Annotated in this window: 13 protein-coding genes; 11 read left to right on the top strand and 2 right to left on the bottom strand. The window is 60.8% G+C overall.

Annotation, left to right across the window (positions count from 1 at the left end):
- Positions 1–9 precede the first annotated feature (9 nt).
- Complete coding sequence (locus KGJ62_00510) at positions 10–558, bottom strand: peroxiredoxin (protein MDE2125055.1); 549 nt, start codon at positions 556–558, stop codon at positions 10–12.
- Positions 559–604: 46 nt separating this feature from the next.
- Positions 605–1090 (bottom strand): cyclic pyranopterin monophosphate synthase MoaC, encoded by a 486-nt coding sequence (gene moaC, locus KGJ62_00505; protein ID MDE2125054.1) that lies wholly within the window; start codon positions 1088–1090, stop codon positions 605–607.
- A 221-nt stretch (positions 1091–1311) separates the two neighbouring features.
- On the opposite strand from moaC, the gene KGJ62_00500 reads away from it, so the two are divergent.
- The 11 genes from KGJ62_00500 (at position 1312) to KGJ62_00450 (ending at position 22044) form a co-directional block, all read left to right on the top strand.
- Positions 1312–4269 carry a hypothetical protein gene (locus KGJ62_00500; GenBank protein ID MDE2125053.1) on the top strand — a complete coding sequence of 986 codons (2958 nt, stop codon included), beginning with the start codon at positions 1312–1314 and terminating at the stop codon, positions 4267–4269.
- 52 nt (positions 4270–4321) lie between these two features.
- A complete protein-coding gene (locus tag KGJ62_00495) occupies positions 4322–7294 on the top strand; it encodes a VCBS repeat-containing protein (protein MDE2125052.1) in 2973 nt (990 codons plus the stop codon).
- Complete coding sequence (locus KGJ62_00490; GenBank protein MDE2125051.1) at positions 7291–9507, top strand: DNA polymerase; 2217 nt, start codon at positions 7291–7293, stop codon at positions 9505–9507. The genes KGJ62_00495 and KGJ62_00490 overlap by 4 nt, the downstream gene beginning before the upstream one ends.
- Before the next feature lie 241 nt (positions 9508–9748).
- Positions 9749–13210: a hypothetical protein gene (locus tag KGJ62_00485; GenBank protein ID MDE2125050.1), complete on the top strand. Its 3462-nt coding sequence runs from the start codon at positions 9749–9751 to the stop codon at positions 13208–13210.
- An 18-nt stretch (positions 13211–13228) separates the two neighbouring features.
- On the top strand, positions 13229–16339 hold the full coding sequence (locus tag KGJ62_00480; GenBank protein MDE2125049.1) for a hypothetical protein: 3111 nt from the start codon (positions 13229–13231) through the stop codon (positions 16337–16339).
- A gap of 148 nt (positions 16340–16487) precedes the next feature.
- Positions 16488–17003, top strand: coding sequence for an HIT domain-containing protein (locus KGJ62_00475; protein MDE2125048.1), 516 nt, complete (start codon positions 16488–16490; stop codon positions 17001–17003).
- Between the two features lie 65 nt (positions 17004–17068).
- Complete coding sequence (locus tag KGJ62_00470) at positions 17069–17776, top strand: uracil-DNA glycosylase (protein ID MDE2125047.1); 708 nt, start codon at positions 17069–17071, stop codon at positions 17774–17776.
- A 95-nt stretch (positions 17777–17871) separates the two neighbouring features.
- Positions 17872–19545, top strand: a complete 1674-nt coding sequence (locus KGJ62_00465; protein ID MDE2125046.1) for a peptide ABC transporter substrate-binding protein — start codon at positions 17872–17874, stop codon at positions 19543–19545.
- Between the two features lie 3 nt (positions 19546–19548).
- Entirely contained in the window at positions 19549–21177 is a 1629-nt protein-coding gene (locus KGJ62_00460) for a peptide ABC transporter substrate-binding protein (protein ID MDE2125045.1), read from the top strand.
- A gap of 67 nt (positions 21178–21244) precedes the next feature.
- Positions 21245–21505: a hypothetical protein gene (locus KGJ62_00455; protein MDE2125044.1), complete on the top strand. Its 261-nt coding sequence runs from the start codon at positions 21245–21247 to the stop codon at positions 21503–21505.
- Between the two features lie 41 nt (positions 21506–21546).
- Positions 21547–22044 carry a hypothetical protein gene (locus KGJ62_00450; GenBank protein ID MDE2125043.1) on the top strand — a complete coding sequence of 166 codons (498 nt, stop codon included), beginning with the start codon at positions 21547–21549 and terminating at the stop codon, positions 22042–22044.
- Positions 22045–22048 lie beyond the last annotated feature (4 nt).

The raw sequence follows: 22048 nt of genomic DNA, 5'->3' as shown, positions 1-22048 counted from the left end.
ATAGCCGTCCTACATGCCGACCATCGCGCTGCCGGGCTTCCAATCGGCCGGGCACAACCCTCCGGTTTGCAGCGCCTGAAGCACGCGAAGTGTCTCATCGGTGCTCCGACCAACGTTCAAGTTCGTGACGGCGGCATACTGCAGCACGCCCTCCGGATCAACGATGAAGAGCCCCCGTAACGCCACGCATGCCTCATCGCTCAAGATTCCGTAGTTGCTCGATACGCTTCGTGTCATGTCGCTGGCAAGCGGGTATTTGAGCGGGCCAACACCGCCCTGAAGCCGCGGCGTGCTCATCCAGGCAGCATGCGCATGCACCGAATCCACGGAGACACCGAGGACCTCCGCGCCAAGCTCCGAGAACTCCTCGATCCGGTCGCTCATCGAGATCAGCTCGGTGGGGCAAACGTCGGTGAAGTCGAGCGGGTAGAAGAAGAGGATCAGCCAGCGGCCCGAGAACTCGTTCAGCGTCATACGGCGTTTGCCGGGCGCCTCGCCGAAACATGCTATCGGCATCGAGAAATCAGGCGCCGACTTGCCAACCTGGGCCAGACACATGCTTATTGCTCCTGAACTCGCGGCGGCTGCTCGCCGAAAGCCACCGTTACTCGTCCGCGTCCGCGCCGCGAATGAAGATGCCGGAGACGCCGCCAGACTTTTCGTACAGCGCAATCTCGGTGATCTCGGCGCTCCGATCGATTGCCTTCACCATGTCGTACAGTGCAAGCGCAGCCAGCGACACGGCGGTAAGCGCTTCCATCTCCACTCCGGTCTTGGCGGTTGCCGCCACCTCCGCCTCAATCTGCGCGCCGATGTCGTCGAGCGCAATATCTACGCGGATCGAACTGATCGGCAGCGGATGGCACAACGGTATCAGGTCGGAGCATCGCTTCGCGCCCTGGATTCCCGCGACGCGGGCCACAGCGAACGCGTCGCCTTTCGGCAGCGTGTTGCTGCGCAGGCACGCTATCGTTTCGGCCCGCAGGCGCACGCGTCCGCGGGCGATGGCGCGACGCTCGGTAACCGCCTTGGGTCCAACATCCACGACGCGAGCGCTGCCACGATCATCAAGATGTGAAAGTTCGTGCATTCCGTTGCCTGATCCGCTGCACTGCGAACACTCTATGGTACCCGCGTACCCGCCAGCCGGTTTGACAACCGCTAACCAGTTTGATACAATGTGTAAGTTGGCCGGCAGGCGATATTGAATGTTAAACGGATGCGCTTGCCCATTCGAATGGGTCGTCGCCGGTTGATGCGGCAATGCCCTGCCCAGGCAGGTCGGCGATTTGGGACCGAGCGGAGATGAGTATGTGGTATCGGAACGCGTTCGTTTGCTCAAAGCGACTGGTTGCGTGCGTTGGCGTGGCATCGGCAACGCTCCTCTTCGGCCCGTTACGCGCAACCGCCCAGTCCGTTCTGACGCTGCATACCTTCCGCGCCGGCGATACGGACCCCTCCGGTACGGACGCCACTTTGACGCTGGGGTCGGATGGCAACTTTTACGGTATATCGGGCCTCGGCGGCGCTTATGGCCTCGGCTGCGTCTACAAGATTACGCCGGTCGGAGCCGTTTCCATCGTGCACTCCTTTAACGGCAATGATGGATATGGCTCAAATGTACCACTGGTTCAGGCGTCCGACACATCACTCTGGGGCGTGGCTCAACGCGGGCCGACGAGCGGCGGATTGCTGTTCCGGGTGACGTTGGCGGGCAGCTTCAGCCTCGTTCACGCATTCACACCGGCGGAGGGCTCTACGCCTACCGGAATCTGTTTGGCGCGCGATGGGAACTTCTATTGCACCCTGAACTTTGCGAATCAAGCGCAGGGCTCTATCGTTAAAGTCAGCGCTACGGGAGCTGCGCAGCTCCTGCATGCCTTTCGAGGCGCCCCGGACGGAGGTCGGCCACAAGGCGCTCCCGTGCAGGCAAGCGATGGCTCGCTGTACGGCATGGCTTCAACCGGTGGCGCCAACAGCGTAGGCGCGATCTACAAAATCGACACATCGCTGAACGAGACCGTTTTCTATTCATTTACGCGCGCGCATCCCGGCTCCCAGGTGGGTCTGACCTATGGACCCGGTAATGCGCTCAGTGGCGCGTCTCGAGGTGGCGAAGAACTCTTCACGATGCCGATCGGCGGTTCGTTCACGGTTCTCCATACACTTACGGCGGCGGAGGGCAGCATCGTCCACTCGCCGCTTCTGGTCAACGGAACGAGCCTTGTTGGAACAGCGGAAGGCTCGAGCACCGGAGGCGGGCAGCTCTTTTCAGTCACTACCTCGGGAGTTTTCAGTCTGATATCAAGCTTTGCCGCCAGTGCCGGCGTGTTTCCGTTTGCCGGAGTGACGCTCGGCGCCGATGGTTCTTACAACGGCGTAACCGCTCTCGGAGGCACAGACGCCGACGGTCTGTTCTGGACGGCCAGGAACGGTGGACCGGTTGTGGCCATCACACCGTTCGGCAATGGTAATGCCGAGGGCTATCCGCCCGCTGCCGGACTGCTGTCTGCCGGTGGGGCTAGCTTCTACGCCAGCATGCTGCAGGGTGGTGTGGCAGGATATGGTTCAGTAGATAGCATCGATCACTCTGGGGCTGTCACTGTGGTGCAAAGTCTGTTACCCGGCGACGGTGCTAACCCCAGCTATCCGCTCTTCCGAGCGCAGGACGGTTCGGTCTATGGCGTAACGCAGGCAAGCACTTCCACGCTGTTTCCTGTGGTATATCGCATCAGCCCCGCAGGCGTGTACTCTGTGCTCTATACGTTTCCCGCAGGCAACCAGCTCACGTCGGGCGTGATACTGGCGTCCGATGGCAACCTCTACGGATGCGGTTCGATTGTGGTTGGTGCCGGATCCACCGTTTCTGCGCTCTACCGGCTCACAACAGCGGGTGTTCTCTCGGTGGTGCACACTTTCAATCCCGGTGATCTCACGGGATACGAGCCATCCGGACAGGTGCTGCAGGCATCCGATCACAATCTGTACGGGTCCACCTATCTCGGCGGTCTGGACAATCTGGGTGTTGTTTATCGAATAACGCTGGCCGGCGCCATCACCACCGTACACTCCTTTGACGGAACGGATGGTGCGTACCCCAGCGGTGTGGTGGCGATAAACAGCGGTTCGATCAGCGGCGCCTGCACCACGGGTGGCGCTAACTTGAACGGCGTGCTCTTCCAAACCACAATCGGCAATTCGCCGCAGTTCTCAGTACTGCATAACTTCTCCGCGTTTGAAGGTTCTCCGCTCGGCTATGCCGTTTCCGCCTCCGACGGCGCGCTCTATGGCGTGACTCAAAACGGAGGAGCGAATTCGGTCGGCGCCGTATACCGATGTGATCTTTCGGGAGACTTCCGGCTGCTCCGCTCATTTTCACTCTTCGTCGATGGCGGCTCACCCGTCGGTCCGCTCAGTGAGCTTGGCGGCGACTTGTACGGACTCACGCAGTCCGGCGGCTCACCGGCTGTCGCCGGGGCCTCCGGCACCATGTTCCGCATCAACCTCAACCTCCACGACCACGACGTTACCGGCGATGCTCATCCCGACATCCTGTTTCAGAACACCGTTACCGGCGACGTGGTCTATTGGGCAATGAACGGCCTGGTCAAGACCGGCAGCGGAGTCATAACGAGTTCACTGGATCCATCGTGGCAACTGGTATGCAGCTACGATCTCACGCTTTCCGGCCATCCGGACCTCATCTTCCACAACACCAAAACCGGCGCTGTGGTCTACTGGTTGATGAACGGAACCACGATAACTGGAAGTGGAACCTTGACGCCGGGCGTGGGATTGGCGTGGAATCCCATCACCATTGCTGATATGGACGGTAATGGCAATCCATACCTCTTGTGGCAGAACGCCAGTACCGGCTCCGTGGTCTACTGGCACCTGAATGGCACAAAGGTCACCAACACGGGAACGCTGTTTCCATCGCTTCCAACCTCGCTGCGACTGGTGGGAGCGGCCGATCTGAACGGCGATGGATATCCAGACCTGGTGTTTCAAAACACTTCCACGGGTGACGTGACCTGCCTTTTTATGCAGAACCTCTCCGTGCTGGCATCCGGTTACCTGGCCACGGGTCTCGATGCCGATTGGTCGGCATGCGGATTGGCCGATTTCAATGGCGATTACCATCCCGATCTGCTCTGGCACAACACGGTTACCGGCGCTATGGTCTACTGGCTTCTGAGCGGCACGGAAACGATCGGCAGTGGAGAAATCGCGACACTATCCACGCAGTGGGCGCCCATTGAACGGTGATGGCTTTGCACAATCGGGCAGATGTTGATTTTGAGGTTTTCGGAGAGATGAAATGGTAAACCGCAGTCGCTGGCGCCGGTCAGGGTGGGTTCGCATCGTTCTAGCAGCAGTACTGCTGATCGGCAGCCATCCATCTGCCCGCGCTCAAGCGGAGTTGATCCTGCATACATTCCTCGCGGGTTCAACAGAGCCGCTGGATGCGCAGGCGCCGTTGACACTCGGACAAGATGGAAACTTCTATGGGGCGGCCACACGTGGCGGCGCCTACGGATACGGCTGTGTCTACCAGGTTACGCCGGCCGGCGTTGTCACCGTGATGCACTCGTTTGATAACATTAGCGGCGGATCGCCATACGGCCACGTTGCGCTCGCCGCAGACGGTTCCATCTGGGGGGCTGCCACCGGCGGCCCAATTGGCGCCGGCGTCATCTACCGCGTGACACCCAGCCAGACATTTCAGATTGTGCACAGCTTTACCTCAGGCGATGGGCAGACACCCAACGGGCTGATGCTGGCAGCGGATGGGAACTTCTACGGCACAACCCAGCGGGGCGGCGCGTTCGGCCTCGGCGCTCTCTACCAGCTGACTCCGAACGGAGCGTTCCGGCTGCTCTGGTCTTTTGGCGGCGTCACTGCCGACGGAAACACGCCGGTTGGCCGCCTGGTGCAGGGGCCGGATGGCACACTATATGGTGTTACATCCTACGGTACTGCAAATGGAGCCGGGGCCATCTTCACGGTGAGTTCCAGCTTCGTCGAACATGTCCTTTACAGCTTCACAGCCGACACCGGCTATCCTGCGGCCGGCGTGACCATTGGCGGAGATGGCTCGCTGTACGGGGCGCTCATCAGCCCCGGCATCATCTACAAGGTTACGTTGCCACAAGCGCTGTTCTCAACAGTCGCGACTCTTTCGTCCAGTGAGCAGCAGGTTCAGGGGGCGCTCACAGCGAGCGGAAACCTCCTCTACGCTTGCGCCTTCAGTGATGGGTTCCTGCCGGGCGAGGTCTTCTCGTGCAGTACCTCCGGGACTTTGCACAAAGTGCACGCGTTCACCGGCTCCGATGGTTATGCCCCGCTTGCGCCGGTTACCGTAGGTCCGTCCGGCGCCCTGTATGGCGTTACCAGCGGTGGCGGCGCGGAGGCGTCTGGTACCGTCTGGACCATCAGCAGTGCGTCGGTCTACTCCGTAATTCACAACTTTCAAAACGCCAATACCGGCGGCTCCAATCCTGCTGCCGCGCCAACACTGGGGAACGACGGCAAGCTCTACCTGCCGATGGGCATGTATGGCGCGGCTAACTGCGGCGCGATCGATCAGGTGGATCACTCCGGTTTCTCAACGGCTTTCACCACCTTCAACAATCCCGGCAATAATGCGCCGCAGTTCCCGCTTTTCAAAGCGGCGGATGGCTCCTTTTACGGGGTCACGCAGGCGGCGGTCTTCACTCCGGCGGTCCTCTACCACCTGAGCGCCACCGGAGTATCGACGACAGTCTTCTCCTATGATACGGTCGCGCCGGCTGGTTCCGGAGTGACGCTTGCAGCCGACGGGAACCTCTACGGCGTCAGCGGCAACCAGGTTTATGGCGCCCCGCCCGGCCAGGGCGGCCCCAATGTTCTGTACCAGGTCACGCCGGCTGGAGTGTATAAAGTTTTATACACGTTCGGACTCACAGCAGCAGATGGCGCGAACACGCAGGGCAGCCCTGTGCAGGCCGCTGACGGCAAGCTTTATGGTGAAACGGAGGCCGGAGGCGCGAATGGCTGTGGCGCCATCTACCGCATGGATTTGAGCGGTAACGAAACCGTGGTCTTCTCATTCAATGGACTCGATGGTGAGGAACCTGTTGGCGGACTGACCCTCGCCAGTAACGGCGACCTGTACGGCGTGACCGTTCTGGGTGGTGCGAACGGCGGTGGCACCGTTTTTGAAATCACGCCGGGCGCCGCGCCAACCGTGCGGGAAGTCTACGCCTTCGACCGGATTACCGCAGGCGCTCCAACGGGTCCGCCCATGTTGGCATCGGATGGCAACCTGTACGGCGCGACTCAAGGCGGTGGAAAGGCCGGCGCCGGCGCGATGTACCGGCTCACCCTGTCGGGCGCCTTCACGCTGCTGCATAGCTCACGCCCGCTGGTTGACGGTACCGGTATTACCTCGCCACCAGCCGAAATCGGCGGTGACCTCTATTATGTGGATGCAACCGGCGGGCCCGCCTCTACAATAAACGCCGATGGAACGTTGCTCCGCCTCAATCTGAACCTGCACGATCACGATATAAATGGTGATGCGCATCCCGACATCCTCTTCCAGAACTCCACCACCGGAGATATTGTCTACTGGACGATGAATGGCGTAACAAAAACTGGCAGCGGCACCATTACAACCTCGCTGAATCCGGACTGGCAGTTGGTCTGCAGCTATGATCTGAACCTGGACGGGCATCCCGACCTGATCCTGCATAACAAAACGACGGGAGCGCTCGTCTACTGGCTGATGAACGGCGCTTCCGTCATCGGCTCGGGCGTGCTGAGCAAGGGCTCCAGCGCGGCCTGGCAGCCGATCACTATTGCCGATATGGATGGCACCGGCAACCCGTACCTACTGTGGCAAAACTCCACAACAGGGGCCGTGGTCTACTGGCACCTTGACGGGACGGTGGTCACCAACACCGGAACGCTTTTTCCCTCCATACCGCCAACGCTCAAACTGGTGGCGGCAGCCGATATAAATGGTGACGGCTATCCGGACCTTATCTTCCAGAACAGCACTACCGGCGACGTGACCTGTCTCTATATGCAGAACCTCTCCGTGCTGGCCAGCGGTTACCTGGCCACCGGGCTGCTGCCGTCGTGGCAGTTGGTGGGAGCGGTAGACCTCAACGGCGACTTCTCTCCGGATCTACTCTGGCACAGCACAACCTCCGGTGACATGGTCTACTGGCTGATGCATGGGCCGGCAACGGTTCAGACGGGTGTGATTGCAAACCTTGCCCTTTCCTGGGCGCCCGTGGAGCGGTGACCGGCAGCGGCGGCCCACTGTTTACCTCGGAACCACAGTCATCCGTCACGGATCCGCGCCTGGATCCAGGGGCGATCCTCTTCGGCGCCGATCCCCTGGAGCGCGTTGTCGCCATTGAGTCCAACGGCGACGCCGGGATCCGTATCTATCGCCGCCGACCGGAAGGCGTAACCGTTGACGTACGCCCATTTGAGCCCTGGATACTCACCACAACTCAGCCTGCCGGTGGCCTGAGTGGCGCCACCTGGACGCGCCTGGAAGGTGAGGGCTTGTGCTGGCTCGCTGCCTTTCAAACCACCACGGCCTATCGCAGTGCGCTGTTTCAGCTGCGCGATCAACACGCTGAGCTGCTTACGTACGGGGCGTTGCCCAAACTGGCCATGACGCGCCTGGGCATAACGCCATTTAAGGGAATGGCGTTCGATGAGTTGGTTCGCATGCAGGTGGATATCGAGACCACGGGCCTGAACGCCGAAACCGACCGCCTGCTGCTTGTAGCCGTCACCGATAGCCTGGGACTGCAGGAGGTGCTCTCCGGAACCGAAGGAGAGATGCTGGAGGCGCTGACGTCGCTGGTGACCTCCCGCGATCCGGACGTTATTGAAGGCCATAATGTTTTTGGCTTTGACTTGCCGTTTCTTTTGACCCGAGCGAACGCTCTGGATATACCGATTGGTTGGGGACGCGATGGATCTCCACCGGTCATCGGTCGGCCGCGCAACACGGCTATTGGGGGTAACACCCGCCCGTTCACGCCGATCTCGATCTTCGGCAGAAGCGTTATCGATACCCTGCTGGTAGTGCAGCGTTACGATTGGGCGCGTGGCGAGCTGAGCGGATATGGGCTGAAGGAGTGCGCGCGCACCTTCGGTATCGCTCACGAGGACCGTATCGAGCTGCCGCGCGACCAGATGGAGCGGCTGTACGCGGAAGATCCGGCGCGCGTGAGGAAGTACGCCCTGCAAGACGCGGTAGAGACCGCTCGCCTGGCCGAGCTGATATCACCGGTAGATTTCTACCAGACACAGATGTCGCCGGATAACTATCAGCAGGTGGCGCTCGCGGGAGCCGGCGAAAAGATCAACGCGCTGATGGTCCGGGCCTACCTTCGGGCTGGAGCTGCGGTTCCACTCGCCCAGCCGTCACGCGCCTATGCCGGCGCCTACACGGAAGTGCGCCACGTCGGTCTGTTCGAGCACGTGGTGAAGGCCGACGTCGAGAGCCTCTATCCCAGCCTGATGCTCACCCACTCCATAGCGCCCCGGTCCGACCGTCTTGGTGTTTTCCTTCCTGCGCTGAAAAGCCTTACCGAGAGGCGGCTTTCCGCCAAGCGCCAGGCGTCGGAGGCTGAGCATCGGGGAGACTCCGCCGATGCCCGATATTGGGACGGTGTGCAGGGCTCGTTCAAGGTGCTCATTAACTCGTTCTACGGGTACCTGGGCGCGCCGATGAACTTCAACGATATGGGCGCTGCTGAACGCGTAACGGCGCTGGGGCGTGAAGTCGCCTTGAGCATCTGTCGCCGGTTTGAAGAGCTGGGAGCGACGGTTATTGAGGTGGATACCGACGGCGTGTACGTTTCTCCGCCACCGGGTACGGAAGGTGAGGAAGCCGAAAGGAGGATCGTGGAGACCGTCGGCAGCGTTCTGCCAACGGGGATCCGGCTGGCATTTGACGGACGATATCGCGCCATGTTGTCGCTTAAGATAAAGAACTACGTCCTGGAAACATACGATGGCAGACGGATTCTGAAAGGCGCGGCGCTGCGGTCGCGCGCAGATGAGCCTTTCGGCAGGGATTTTCTTGCGGGCGCAATCGACTGCCTGCTCCGTCGGGACGTTGAGGGAGTCGGGAGCCTGTACCAGGCGGCGGCGCGCCGCATCCTGGACCACCAGATGACGATTGCGCAGCTAGCGCGGCGTGAACGCGTGACGGGCAAGACCTTTAGCAGCAGCCTGAAACGGCGTGAGGCCGAAGCGGCAAAGGGCCTTAAGACCGGCGACTTCATGATGGTTTACCAGCGTGCTGATGGCGACCTGGCACGAGCCGAGCAGTTCAACCGCGATGAGGATACAGCCTACTACCTTGAGAAGCTGTATCGGTTTGCGGCAAGGCTGGAACCAGTCATTGGGGAGGACTTCCGAAGGATCATCCCGCCGCTGCGCCGAAAGGGCGAGGCCGATGAGCGACAGGGCGAACTGGATCTGTTTTGAACAGACTGGACGTTTTTTGCCGGTTTACGTCGAACCAGGAAGGTTATTGGTATACTGGCGCCGAATTGACTGTGGCGAAGAGCGTGAGCCGGATTTTGCTGTACCGGCAAAGCGCCGGCGTTTTGAATACGGATGCTGGGTGCGTGCGTGCCGCCGGACCGAATCCGGCGCATGGAATCCTACCAATTAAATGACTCGTGGTAACCAGCGCGAATCGTTCGGCCACTTAGGAGATTTGACGATGCTTGCGGATACCTCTCGCAGACTGCTCCGACTCGGCCGCCTGGCAGCCGTGATCGTTGGAGCTATGGCAGTGCTCGGGAATCCCGTAGCCGCACAGCGGCCCAGCAACGCGAAGGCAGCGCATGACTACTGGATGTCGCTTCGCACCTTCGGAAGCGCGGGCGTAAACTGGAACGATTATGGTCTGGCCGTGCAAGCTGCCAATCAGATGAACCGGCCCGGCGGCACACGCGCCGGCAACAGCCTGTCCGGCGTGCTGTGGCAGTTCCTTGGCCCGATCAACTACTCCAACCACTATCAGTGGGGATTTGGCGTCGGATCCATCTGCGGGCGCGTCAATGGCGTGGCATATTCCTCGCTGGTGCCCGGAACGATGTTTGCCGCCACAGCCGGCGGCGGGGTAATGAGAACCACAGACGGTGGGCTCACCTGGACGCCGCTGAGTGATAACTGGCCGACCCTTTACACCTCGTGCGTCACCGTTGATCCCAGCAATCCGAACATCGTCTGGGTAGGTACCGGTGACTTTGACGCCTACGGCGCCTATTCGGCCGGTGTTATGAAAAGCACCGATGGCGGTGATACGTGGGAACAACTGGGCGTCGGTGAATTCGACTCCTTTCCCATCAGCAGTATCTCGATCGATCCCGAGAACCATAATGCCGTCAACGTCGAGGGCGGTCGCGGCCCATCCGCGCTGGATGGTTCCGTTTGGCGCACCACTGATGGCGGTGTAAGCTGGAACCGCTACCTGGCGCAAACCGGCGACTTTACCGACCTGCAGTACAGTCGCAAGCTCAGCACCGGCCAGCGCTGGCTCTGGACCGTCGCAACCTACACATCCGCCACGGGCGGCACTACACTCGGCGGATTGTGGCGCTCGCTCAATAACGGCGCCACATGGCAGAAGGTCTATGTACCCAATCACTACCTTGGTGGCTCCGGCCGCTTGCGTATCGCCACCTCGGTGACCGATGCGAACACGCTCTATGTGGCATCAGGCCCCGCCAACGGTGGCCTGACGCGCGTAGCCGTAACCCATGACGCCGGAACCAACTGGGCCGACATTACCGGAAACCTGAACCCCGATACCTCGCAGCAGTGGTACGACTTCTACATGACCAACGTACCGCTGGTTACGCCGACCACGGTGAGCGACTTCCTCTACATGGGCCTCATCGATGTTGTCGGCGCGCCGCCCGGCGGATCGTGGTTCTCGGTTGATCAGGCATACACCGGCAACGATCTCTTTCACGTGGATCAGCATGGCATGGCGGTGGACCCGCAGATCGCCAACGAGTTCGCGGTCGCAAATGATGGAGGCGTCTGGTCGGTCAAGCTAAATCACTCAACAGGCGTTTACACGCCGACCAGCCTCAGCGGCCTGCTGCGTGACACGCAGATCTATCACGCCGACTGGGGTCCGACGGATCCGGACGATGTGATCTTTGGCGCTCAGGATAATGGCTCCGCGCAACTGCCAAGTTCCAGCGGCAGTTGGGATCTGGTTTCGGGCGGCGACGGCGGCGGCTGCGCTATCAACTGGCAGAACCCGTCCATCGTCTATTCGACTTCCCAATTTGGCGCTGTTTATCGAAACGGAGTCAACATCGGGCCGAGCAATCCAACCGGATCGTTCGGGTTTGTCACGCCAATCACAATCGATCCGGTCGAGCCGGACCTGGTCTACACGGCCTCCACGGTTCTCTATTTGTGGAACGACGTCACGTCTACGTGGACCGCCGATGCGCAGGCGATCGGCGGCGCACCGGCCACCTGCATCGCCGTTGCCTATCCCGATGACTATGTCATCTACACCGGCTCAGCCGACGGCCAGGTCTGGGTGACCTCCGATTCGGGCCTTACCTGGCGGCAGGTAAACGGCAGCGGGACCGCGCTTCCCGTGGCCGCGATCACCGCCATCAAGATCGACCCGGCAGATCCCTTCAGCATTACAGTGGGACTCTCCGGGTTCGGCTATGCGCACGTTTGGCGGTGCCTGGATACCACGGCTGCCACCCCGCTCTTCACACCTATCAGTGGCTCCGGAGCAGGCACCACCCTGCCGGATATCCCGGTAGATTGCCTGGCGCTCGACGTGGATCAGCCCCAGCAGGTGATCTACGCCGGTACCGATATCGGCATGTTCGTAACAACCGATGGCGGAAACACCTGGCAAAACGCTACCAACTCGCTCGGCTTGCCGAACGTGCAGGTCAACGAGCTCAAAGAGGTTCCGGGTACGCGCTACCTCAACGCCGCCACCTACGGTCGAGGTATCTGGCGCATCAAGATCCCGTACCAGGACTACCTGCGATACCTCACCATCAACCCCGCCGTGATTGCGGGCGATGAAGACGCAATTGGAACGGTAACGTTGTACGGGCAGGCGCGTCCAACCGGGGCAACCATAAGTCTCACCTCGTCCGAGCCGACTGTGCTTTCGGTACCGGCCACGGTGACGGTACCCGGCGGCCAGGAATCGGTCCAGTTCCCGGTGACCACCTCGTTCGTCACATCGGAGCAGACCGTCACAGTGACCGCCACCGGTCCAAACGCGGCGCCACAAAAGGTAGTGGTGAAGGTCGAGCCGTTCGTGGTCACTTCGCTTCTGCTCGCAAGTCCCACGGTGCAGGGCGGAAACCCGACTTCGGCATCCGTCACCATCAACTATCCGGCGCCGTCCGGTGGGTTGAAGATAGGTCTGGGCAGCACCAATGTGGCAGCCTCCGTGCCCACTTCCGTAACGATACCCGTTGGAACCACCAGCGCCACATTTACCATCGGCACGCAGGCCGTGACTTCCGATCAGGTCGCCACCATCTCGGCCACCTATACGGATGGCTCGTACTCATCGTCGAAGTCGCAGACCCTGGTTGTTGAGCCGGTCCGGCTCCTCGGACTGGCGTTCGCTTCAGGAACCGTGATATCCAACACCCAGGTGAAGGGCACAGTCAGCCTGAATGGTCCGGCGCCAAATGGCGGCGCAGTCGTCGCGCTGCAGAGTGGCAACTCCGGCGCTTTCCCCGTTCCCGCTACCGTTACCGTACCTGCAGGCAAGTCGCAAGTAACCTTCACGGTCACCGCGGGCCCGGTGCCGTTGGACCTTCCGGTTACGGTTACCGCAACCTACCTCGGCGCCAGTGCCCAGGCGGTGATCAATGTGGTGCCGCCGGCGCTGCAGTCGGTTGCCGTAACACCGAGCAGCATCGTCAGCACGCTATCCGGAACGGGAACGGTTACCCTCACGGCTCCGGCGCTTGCCGGTGGTGCGCTCGTGTACGTCAAGAGCAGCAATCCCGCAGTTCTGACGGTGCCCGGAGAGTTGAAGATTCCTTTCAACTCGGCCAGTCAAACGTTTGGAGTGACCACCACCTTGGTGTCGGTTCCCACACCGGTCACCATCACGGCAACTTACCTCGGCGTGTCGGTATCGTTCGTCGTGACGGTAGAGCCGTAATCGGGGAGAGATCGTACAATGCAATCCTTTAAGGTATCAGCTGCAAAATGGGTTCTCGGCTCCGCGTTGGCGCTTGGCGTTTCCGCCATTGGCGCCGGCGCGCAAACAGCGGCCCCACACTATCAGCCGCTCACAGCCCAAATGCTGCAAAACGCCGGCATCAGCGTTCCTTACAGCATCCTGCCCTGGATGCAGGAGTTTGACGGGCCGCGGAAGTATCCGTACGCCACGATCAACTGGAACGCTTATGTTCGCGCCGAACAGCATAAGGCGCTGATGCCGAAAACGCGCCCGCAGGACTTGGTGCCGCCGGTGCCCGTCCGCGGAGCGGTCTCCAGCCTGGCCGCCGGAACGCCCAGATTCGATGGAGTTGGGGCGCCCACCGGTGGCGGAGCCGCGCCAAAGTGGACCTACATCGGACCGAACAACTACATGCCGGCCGGCCTCTTCGGCAGTGGTCCCTACGCAATGGCTGGGCGCGTCAATGCCGTGGCGTTCGATCCCGTCAATCCCAGCATCTTCTACCTTGGCTCCGCTCAAGGCGGAGTTTGGAAGTCCACGAATGCTGGACAGAGCTGGACGCCATCAACCAATCCGGTGATGGGCGGTACCTCCATCAGCAGTCTGGCGATCGACCCCACCAACGACCAGGTTATCTATGCCGGCACAGGTGACTACGACGCAACGTTCCAGCTCGGCAGCGGGCTGATGAAGTCGACCGACGGCGGCGCAACGTGGAAGCGCATCGATCTCCAGGGCGGACTTCCGCTGTTTGGTGACGCGTGCATCAAGGCGCTTATCATCGATCCCAACGACCACAACCACATCATCGTGGGCACGGGTCGTGACCAGGTGCTGCTCGATTTCCTGATCCGGGGCTTCACTCCAAACTGGAACCCGGATGGCTTTATCTACTCGTCTCACGACGGCGGCGCCACATGGACACAGGATGCGAACTTCCCGGGATGGGTGGATAGGATTGTCGCGGGTAAGACCGCATCGGGCGCAACCGATTTCTATGCCGCCGTCGACTACATGGGCATCTTCAAATCGATGAACGGCGACAGTTGGCAGCAGCTGGGCAGTATTAATGCCGGCCTGCCGAATAACCCCAACCCGTTCGTCACATTCCGCATGGACGTCGCCACCTCACAGGTGCACCCAGATACCCTCTATGTGCTCAGCGAGGATGACGAAAAGATCTACAAGAGTACCGACGGTGGCGCCACCTTCGCCGATACCACCAACGGATTCCCGGGCACTTTCGGGCTGGATACCGCCGGCAGCTTTGGTCAGGCCTTCTATGACTTCTTTATCGGAACCTCAAGCGCCACGGTACTCGATCCCACAACCAACAAATACGTGGTAGATGACGCCATCTATGTGGGCCTGTTTGACGTGTTCCAGTCTGTGGACAACGGCTCTTCCTGGAGCACCATAACGTTCACGTACACCGGCAACGACCTGATTCACACCGATCAGCACGCAATTGCCGTGGATCCCCGCTCGCCAAACGACGTTCTCGTCGGCAACGATGGAGGCGTCTACCGGCTCGCGTACTCTCCAGTCAGCCAGGCATTCAAGTGGTCCGGTCTTAATACAAACCTGGGCATCGGCCAGGTCTTCGGCGCAGCCTATAATCCCTATAAGACTACCGACGTCGTATCCGGTGAACAGGATAACGGCCAGCCCTGGGCGGATGGCGACCTGAGCAACTGGCAGGAGCTGATCGGCGGCGACGGCAGTATGGCGGCAATCTGCCCGACCTTCCCGCAGACGCAATACTGCTCAATCATCTATGCCGACATCTTCCAGGATGACTTCGACTGGCAGCAGAGCCCGATCGATATCGGTCCCGGTTCCGGATATGCCGAATGGCAGACGCCAATGACCATATCGCAGCCGGATACATTCCAGCTCTTTATGGCCGATACCGTAGTGCACAAGTATCAGCATCAGCCGTTTGGGCCTATACATCAAACCGACAGCCCGTATCCTACGGCGGGAACCTGGACCGCGGAAGGCTCACCCAAAACGCTTGCCCTCAGTACTCCCGGCTTCACCTTCCCCGACGTATGCTACTCCGTGGCCGTATCGCAAACCAATCCCAATATCTTGGCGGCCGGGACGATGTATGGCGGTTTGTGGCTCTCCAGCGATAACGGCGGCACATTCACGGAGATCGACAACCAGGGTGGTCCCGGCGGACTCCCGGCCCGATCCGTGGTGGGTATCGTCTTCAGTCCTCGCGTCAACTACCGGATGTACGTGGCGCTGGGTGGCACCGGCACCGGACACGTGTACGAATGCCAGAACATCACGGAAGTACCGCAGCAGTGGGTGGATATCAGCGGTACAGGCGCTGGACGGCTGCCCGATAATCCGGCGACCTCTCTGGTAATGGTCCCGCGGGATGATGAGCAGGGTTTCTACGTATCGGACGATCTGGGTGTGTACTATACCAACAACGGCGGCGCATCCTGGTCCGACACCGGCAGCCTGGGCAACCTCCCACAGGTGATGATCACGCAGCTAACGCTGGATGTGAGCACCGGAAATCTGGAAGCCACTACGTATGGTCGCGGTATCTGGAGGCTTCAGAACGCTGGGAATAATGTGCCGTTCGCACTCTATCCCGTCATACCCATGTATCGGGGATCGCTATCCGCACTCCAGACAACCGTGCAGCTCTACCCATACAATCAACCGGTACTCGAGGATCCGCGCCTGCTGAACGCGTTTCAGCTCGACACGGCGCCCACGGAGCAGCGTACTCAGGCGCTTACTCCGGCTGGCTGGTTTACCACCAGTCTGACCAGCGATGAAACGTCGGACGTGTACATCACCATTCCCAAATGCCTGCGCAGGCGCGTGACCCGCGCCAACATTCCGGCGCACCAGTTGATCTCCACCTCCATGATCCTCGGCGATGTAAATCCTGTGAAGGATCCCACGACGCTGCAGATCGTACGGTATGGGGATAACGTCATCGATGCAAAGGACGTGGTTGCTGTATTGCTGCGAATGGGCCAATGGTACAGTGGGCCGGAGGACGTGGATGGTGACGGGCGCGTGACCAGCCGTGACCTCGCGATTGTGGAATCCAACCTGGGTAAGGCCGGGGACTGATTCCGCCGGTCATTGGTGAACGCTCTGGAGGGCCCCGCTCGGCATGCTTGAAGCGGGGCCTTCCGTGTCTCTGGTTTACGGGAGATTCGTGAGGTACTCAGGTACGTTCCAACACGCGCGTCTGCGTTAGCACAGGAAAGGTTGTGCCATGCCCGAGCCGCTCTGGGCGCCTTGGAGGCTGCAGTACATCGAAGCGGCGAACAAACCGGAGGGATGCATCTTCTGCGATTTGCCGTCCGCGGATCCCGCCTCGGATCGGGAGCATCTGCTGCTCCATCGCGGCGCCCATGCGTTCCTGATGCTCAATGCGTTTCCGTATGCAAACGGCCACCTGATGGTAGCGCCGTACCAGCACGCCAGCTCGCTGCAGGCGTACCCGGATCCGGTGCTGACCGAAGTGATGTCGCTGACACGGCTGGCAACCAGCCTGCTCACTATCGCGTGCGCGCCTGATGGCTTCAACTGCGGCATCAACGTTGGTCGCGCCGCGGGTGCCGGTATCGAGCAGCACTTGCACTGGCACATCGTTCCTCGATGGAGCGGTGACACGAACTTCATGCCCGTTCTCGCCGACGTTCGAGTCATCCCACAGAGCCTCGACGCCGCCTGGCAGCGGCTGAACACCTTGCTTCCGCAAGCTCTGAAGGGAAACGACGCGACATGAGACGCGGCGCCGGGCGTCGCAAGGATGAGGACGGCCGGGAGATGCCGCGGTTGGACTTCAGCGCGATGCAGCCCGCGGAGGTGTCGATTCCGTCGGAGCCCGTACCGCCGGCGAGCGCGGTTCATGAGGCTTCTGAACCATCTGTACCGGCCAAAGCGGTACAGCTCGCCACACTGGCCAAACAGGTCGCGGAGTGCCGGCGGTGCGCGCTTGCCGCGATGCGAACGCAAACCGTCTTCGGCGAAGGCAATCCGGAATCTCCATTGATGCTTGTCGGTGAGGGTCCCGGGCATGAGGAAGATGCCACTGGCCGCCCGTTTGTGGGTCGCGCCGGAAAACTGCTGGATGAGTGCCTGCAGGAGTGTGGCCTAAGTCGCCGCCACGTTTACATCTGCAATGTAGTGCGATGCCGCGCGTGTATTCGGGAATCCGGCAGTATTCGAAACCGGCCGCCAACTCCCGACGAGATATCCGCCTGCACATCGTGGCTGAGGCAGACCATTGAGATTGCGGCGCCAATGGTAATCCTCTGTCTCGGTGCGCCGTCGGCCGGGGTAATCATCCACAAGAACTTCCGGATGATGCAGGAGCGCGGCCGGTTTTTTGCCACTCCTTTTGCCCGCAGCGCAATCGCGGCCATGCACCCTGCATACGTTCTGCGGCAGCATGGCGCGGCGTACGAGGCTGCCCGAGGCTCATTGATAGAGGATATTGCAGCCGCGCGAGCGAAAGTGATAGAGTTGAAACGGCAGCCGGCCAGTGCGCTGCTATAGTGCGCCCGTGTGGGAAGCAACATTGCTGTTGGCTTCACGGGGTTTTTGGGTATGATGACGCTCGCAGCAAGTCACATGGGCGTAGAGAGGTCAGATTGACAAAACCGCGCTTCCAGCCCCGATCCGCTATTCGCCTTTCGCGGCGTCAGGTGCTCGCCGCGGCCGCAGCGGGTGCCGGCGCGGCCATCACGGGCTGTACCACCGGTCGTTCGGGACCTGGCGGCCCGATCCACCTTACAAAGAACACGCTTCACTACGCGATCAACAGCGATCCCACCAGCCTGGACCCGGCGACGGTGGAAGATGGCATGACCATCGACCTGCTGCAGCAGATCTTTGAGGGATTGGTGCGGTGGGATACGCACAATCAGATCGTTCCAAACCTGGCTGCGGGCTGGACCGTCAGCAAGGATCTCACGCGGTACACGTTTCACCTTCGGCCCGATATCAAGTTCTTTAATGGCCGCACCGTCACGGCCGAAGACTTCCGCTGGAGTATGGATCGCGCCTGCGATCCTGCCATCAAGTCTCCAACCGCTCCGACCTATCTCAAGGATGTTGTTGGCGCGCAGGATCGCATCGATGGAAAAGCCGATACCGTTACGGGCATCAAGGCCATCGACGACACCACACTCGAGATAACCATCGACGGTACCAAGCCCTACTGGATGGGCAACCTCACCTATCCGACGGCGTGGGTCGTATGCCGGGAAGCGATCGAAAGGACCAACGGAGCCGTGACGCGCGACTCGATGGTCGGCACCGGCCCGTTCAAACTCGCCGAGTTCCGAAACGGCTATCGCGTTGTGCTCGCCCGCAACGCAGCGTACCACGGCGGTCCGCCGAAGCTCGATTTCATCGAGCGGCCGGTGATCATGGATGGCGATACCCGGCTCAACCAGTATATCGCCGGCGACTGTGACTACCTGGAGATATCGCCCAGTGACCTCGATCGCATCGACACTTCGGCAGGGCTGAAGGCGCAGCTGCACACCTATCCGCGCGCGGAACTCTGGTACGTTGCGCTCAACCAGGCCGCTTCGGGGTCGCCGTTCGTCAATATGCGCGTCCGCCAGGCTATCGCATTGGCCATCAACAAGCAGGAAGTAGTCCGCATCGCGCTCCGGAATACGTGCGACGTCGCCAACAGCATCGTTCCGCCGGAGGTGCCCGGCTACGCTCCGCACATCAAGCCCATGAGCTTTGATCCTGCCGCTGCTCGCTCACTGCTTGCGCAGGCCGGGTTTGCCGGCGGAAAGGGCTTCCCAGCCCTGCCGTTTGCCTTTCGGCAGGATCAACCCGAAGTCGCCGATGTGGCCCAGGTTATTGCCGCGCAGCTCAAAACCAATCTCGGGATCACGCTGCAGCTGAAGCCGATGGAGTGGACGCAGCTGCTTCAGGAGCGGCTTCAGAAAACGCTCGCCATCTACATCATCCGATGGGCGGCAGACTACCTCGATCCACAGGATTTCCTTTCGGTACTGCTGCACACCAGTCACCTGGTCAACGGGCAGGAAGACCACCCCGAAAATGGGGTGGGGTACAGCAATCCGGTATTCGACAAACTGTGTGATGAGGCCGATACCTGCATCAACCCCAGGCAGCGCTTCGCATGGTACGCGCAGGCTGAGCAGATCGCGGTCAACGAAGCGCCGTGGGTCCCGCTCTATTTTCGCCGTGCCCTCGAGCTCGACAAGCCGCGCCTGCACGGCATCCGCGACAGCGTCTTTGGTCACCTGCCGCACACCACCACCTGGGTTTCGGGCTAGCCGATGGCAAAACGCGGTACCGCGTTAACCCGCCGTCAGGCGCTCGCACTCATAACCGCAGGTCCACTTGCAGCCGCAGGGTGCTCGTTCCGTAGAAGCGGTACAGGCTCCGCTGCCAGCGCCGATGTGCTGCGCGTTGCCTTGTTGGCCGAACCGGGAACCTTCGATCCGGCCAAGGTACCCGACCTGGTCACTGCTGAGATGCTCAGCCATGTTGCCGAGCCACTCATCCGGTACACGGCGGATAACAAGCCCGGCGCCTGCCTCGCACAGGGCTGGGAGATCAGCACCGATCGGCTCGTCTACACCTTCCATTTGCGGCAGGGCGCGCGATTCTCGAACGGTGACCCGCTGACGGCCAACGATGTGAAGGCATCGTGGGAGCGCGCGCTTTCTCCCAAGACAATCGCGCCTATTGCGCCAAACTATCTTGCGGGCGTGGTGGGTGTTTCCGATATCGTGGCCGGCAGATCCGCGCACCTCGCGGGTGTGGAGGCGCTCGACTCCAGCACCCTCCGCGTCACGCTCGATCATCCGCGCTCCTACTTCCTCGGCATGGTCTCATATCCGACCAACTTCGTGCTCAGCTCACGCAGTATGGCCGAAGCCGGGAACCGGATTGACCAGCACACACTTTGCGGTACCGGTCCCTACACGCTGCAATCTTACGAGCCCGGCGTTATGGTACGCCTGAAGGCGAATGCCGACTATTGGGGCGGCCCTCCACGACTCCGCGGAATCGATATGCCGGTGATGCTGAATCCCGACACGATCATCAACAACTTCCACGCCAACTCCATCGACATGTGGAATGTACAGATACCGTTTTCGCGATACGCACAGGATGAGGCCGCGCATAGGTATCCTGGTGAGTACCATCTCGAGCCCATGGCTAGCATCGACTATTTTGTGATGCATCCAAAGCTGCAGCCGGTGTTTGCCGATCCGCGCGTCCGCCGTGCATTTGCCGGCGCAATCGACGTGGATCAGATCCTCCGGGTAGCCTATCTGGGCGTGGCGCTCCCGCCTCACGGCATGGTTCCAGATGCCCTTGCAGGTGGCGCCACGCCGCCACCCGTCATTGCGTACGATCCGGTGGCAGCACGCCGATTGCTGGCACAAGCGGGATTCGCGGGCGGCAAGGGGTTTCCCCGGGTGGCTTTGGTTACGCTGGAAGACTCTCCGCCGTTTATACAGGCATGCCAGATCGCGGCCGCCGGCCTGCAGGCAAATCTGGGAATATCGGTCGACCTCCAGGTGCGCGAAGCGGCGCAGTTCTGGGCGGATCAGGACAACCAGACGATCCCGTTCTACTTCACAGGCTGGGTTGCGGACTACCCGGATTTGCAGGACTTCCTCTCCGCGCTCTTCGTATCGCATGCACCCATCAACCGCGTTGGGTACGCCAATTCCGCCTTTGACGCTCTGTGCCGTAAGGCCGACGGTGAGCCCGACGGGCCCAATCGCGTACGCCTCTACGCGCGGGCGAACGCGGTTCTGATGCAAGATGTCGGCGTTCTACCGGTTGCGCAGGAGCCCCGGATCGTTCTCGCTCGGAGTAACGTGCATGGTTGGCAGATCAACCTCTGCAACTACCTGCCCGACACCGCTACATACAAGACGTCGTCGTAACCTGTTTCATTTATGGTCTCATTCAGCGGTGGACAGGAGTCCGTTTCGCGCATGATGCTGCGCGTGTATTCGGGAATCCGGCAGTATTCGAAACCGGCCGCCAACTCCCGACGAGATTTCCTCCTGCACATCGTGGCTAAGGAAGACCATTGAGATTTCGGCGCCTATGGTAATCCTGTGTCTGGGTGCGCCGTCGGCCGGGGTAATCATCCACAAGAACTTCCGGATGATGCAGGAGCGCGGCCAGTTCTTTGCCACTCTTGTTGCTTGCAGCGCAATCGCGGCCATGCACCCTGCGTACGTTCTGCCGCAGCATGGCACGGCGTAGGAGGCTGCCCGAGGTTCTTTGATAGAGGATATTGCAGCCGCGTGAGCGAACTAGTCCCCATCGCGCTCCGGAACACGTGCGACGTCGCCAACAGCATCGTTCCGGCGGAGGTGCCCGGCTACGCTGCGCACATCAAGCCGATGAGCCTGGATCCTGTTGCATTTCGGCAGGACCAACCCGAAGTCGCCGATGTGGCCCAGGTGATCGCCGCGCAACTCAAAACCAATCTCGGGACCACGCTTCAGCTGAAACCGATGGAGTGGACGCAGTTGCTTCAGGAGCGGCTTCAGAAAACGCTCGCGATCTACATCATCCGATGGGCGGCGGACTACCTCGATCCACAGGATTTCCTTTCGGTGCTGCTGCACACCAATCGCCTCATAAACGGTCAGGAAGACCACCCCGAAGCTGTCAACGAACTTCCGTGGGTCCCGCTCTATTTTCGCCGTGCCCTCGAGCTCGACAAGCCGCGCCTGCACGGCATCCGCGACAGCGTCTTTGGTCACCTGCCGCATACCGCCACCTGGGTTTCGGGCTAGCCGA

The sequence above is a fragment of the Armatimonadota bacterium genome, from assembly GCA_028871815.1.
Lineage (GTDB): Bacteria > Armatimonadota > Chthonomonadetes > Chthonomonadales > Chthonomonadaceae > REEB205.
This window is presented reverse-complemented; position numbering and strand designations above follow the sequence as displayed.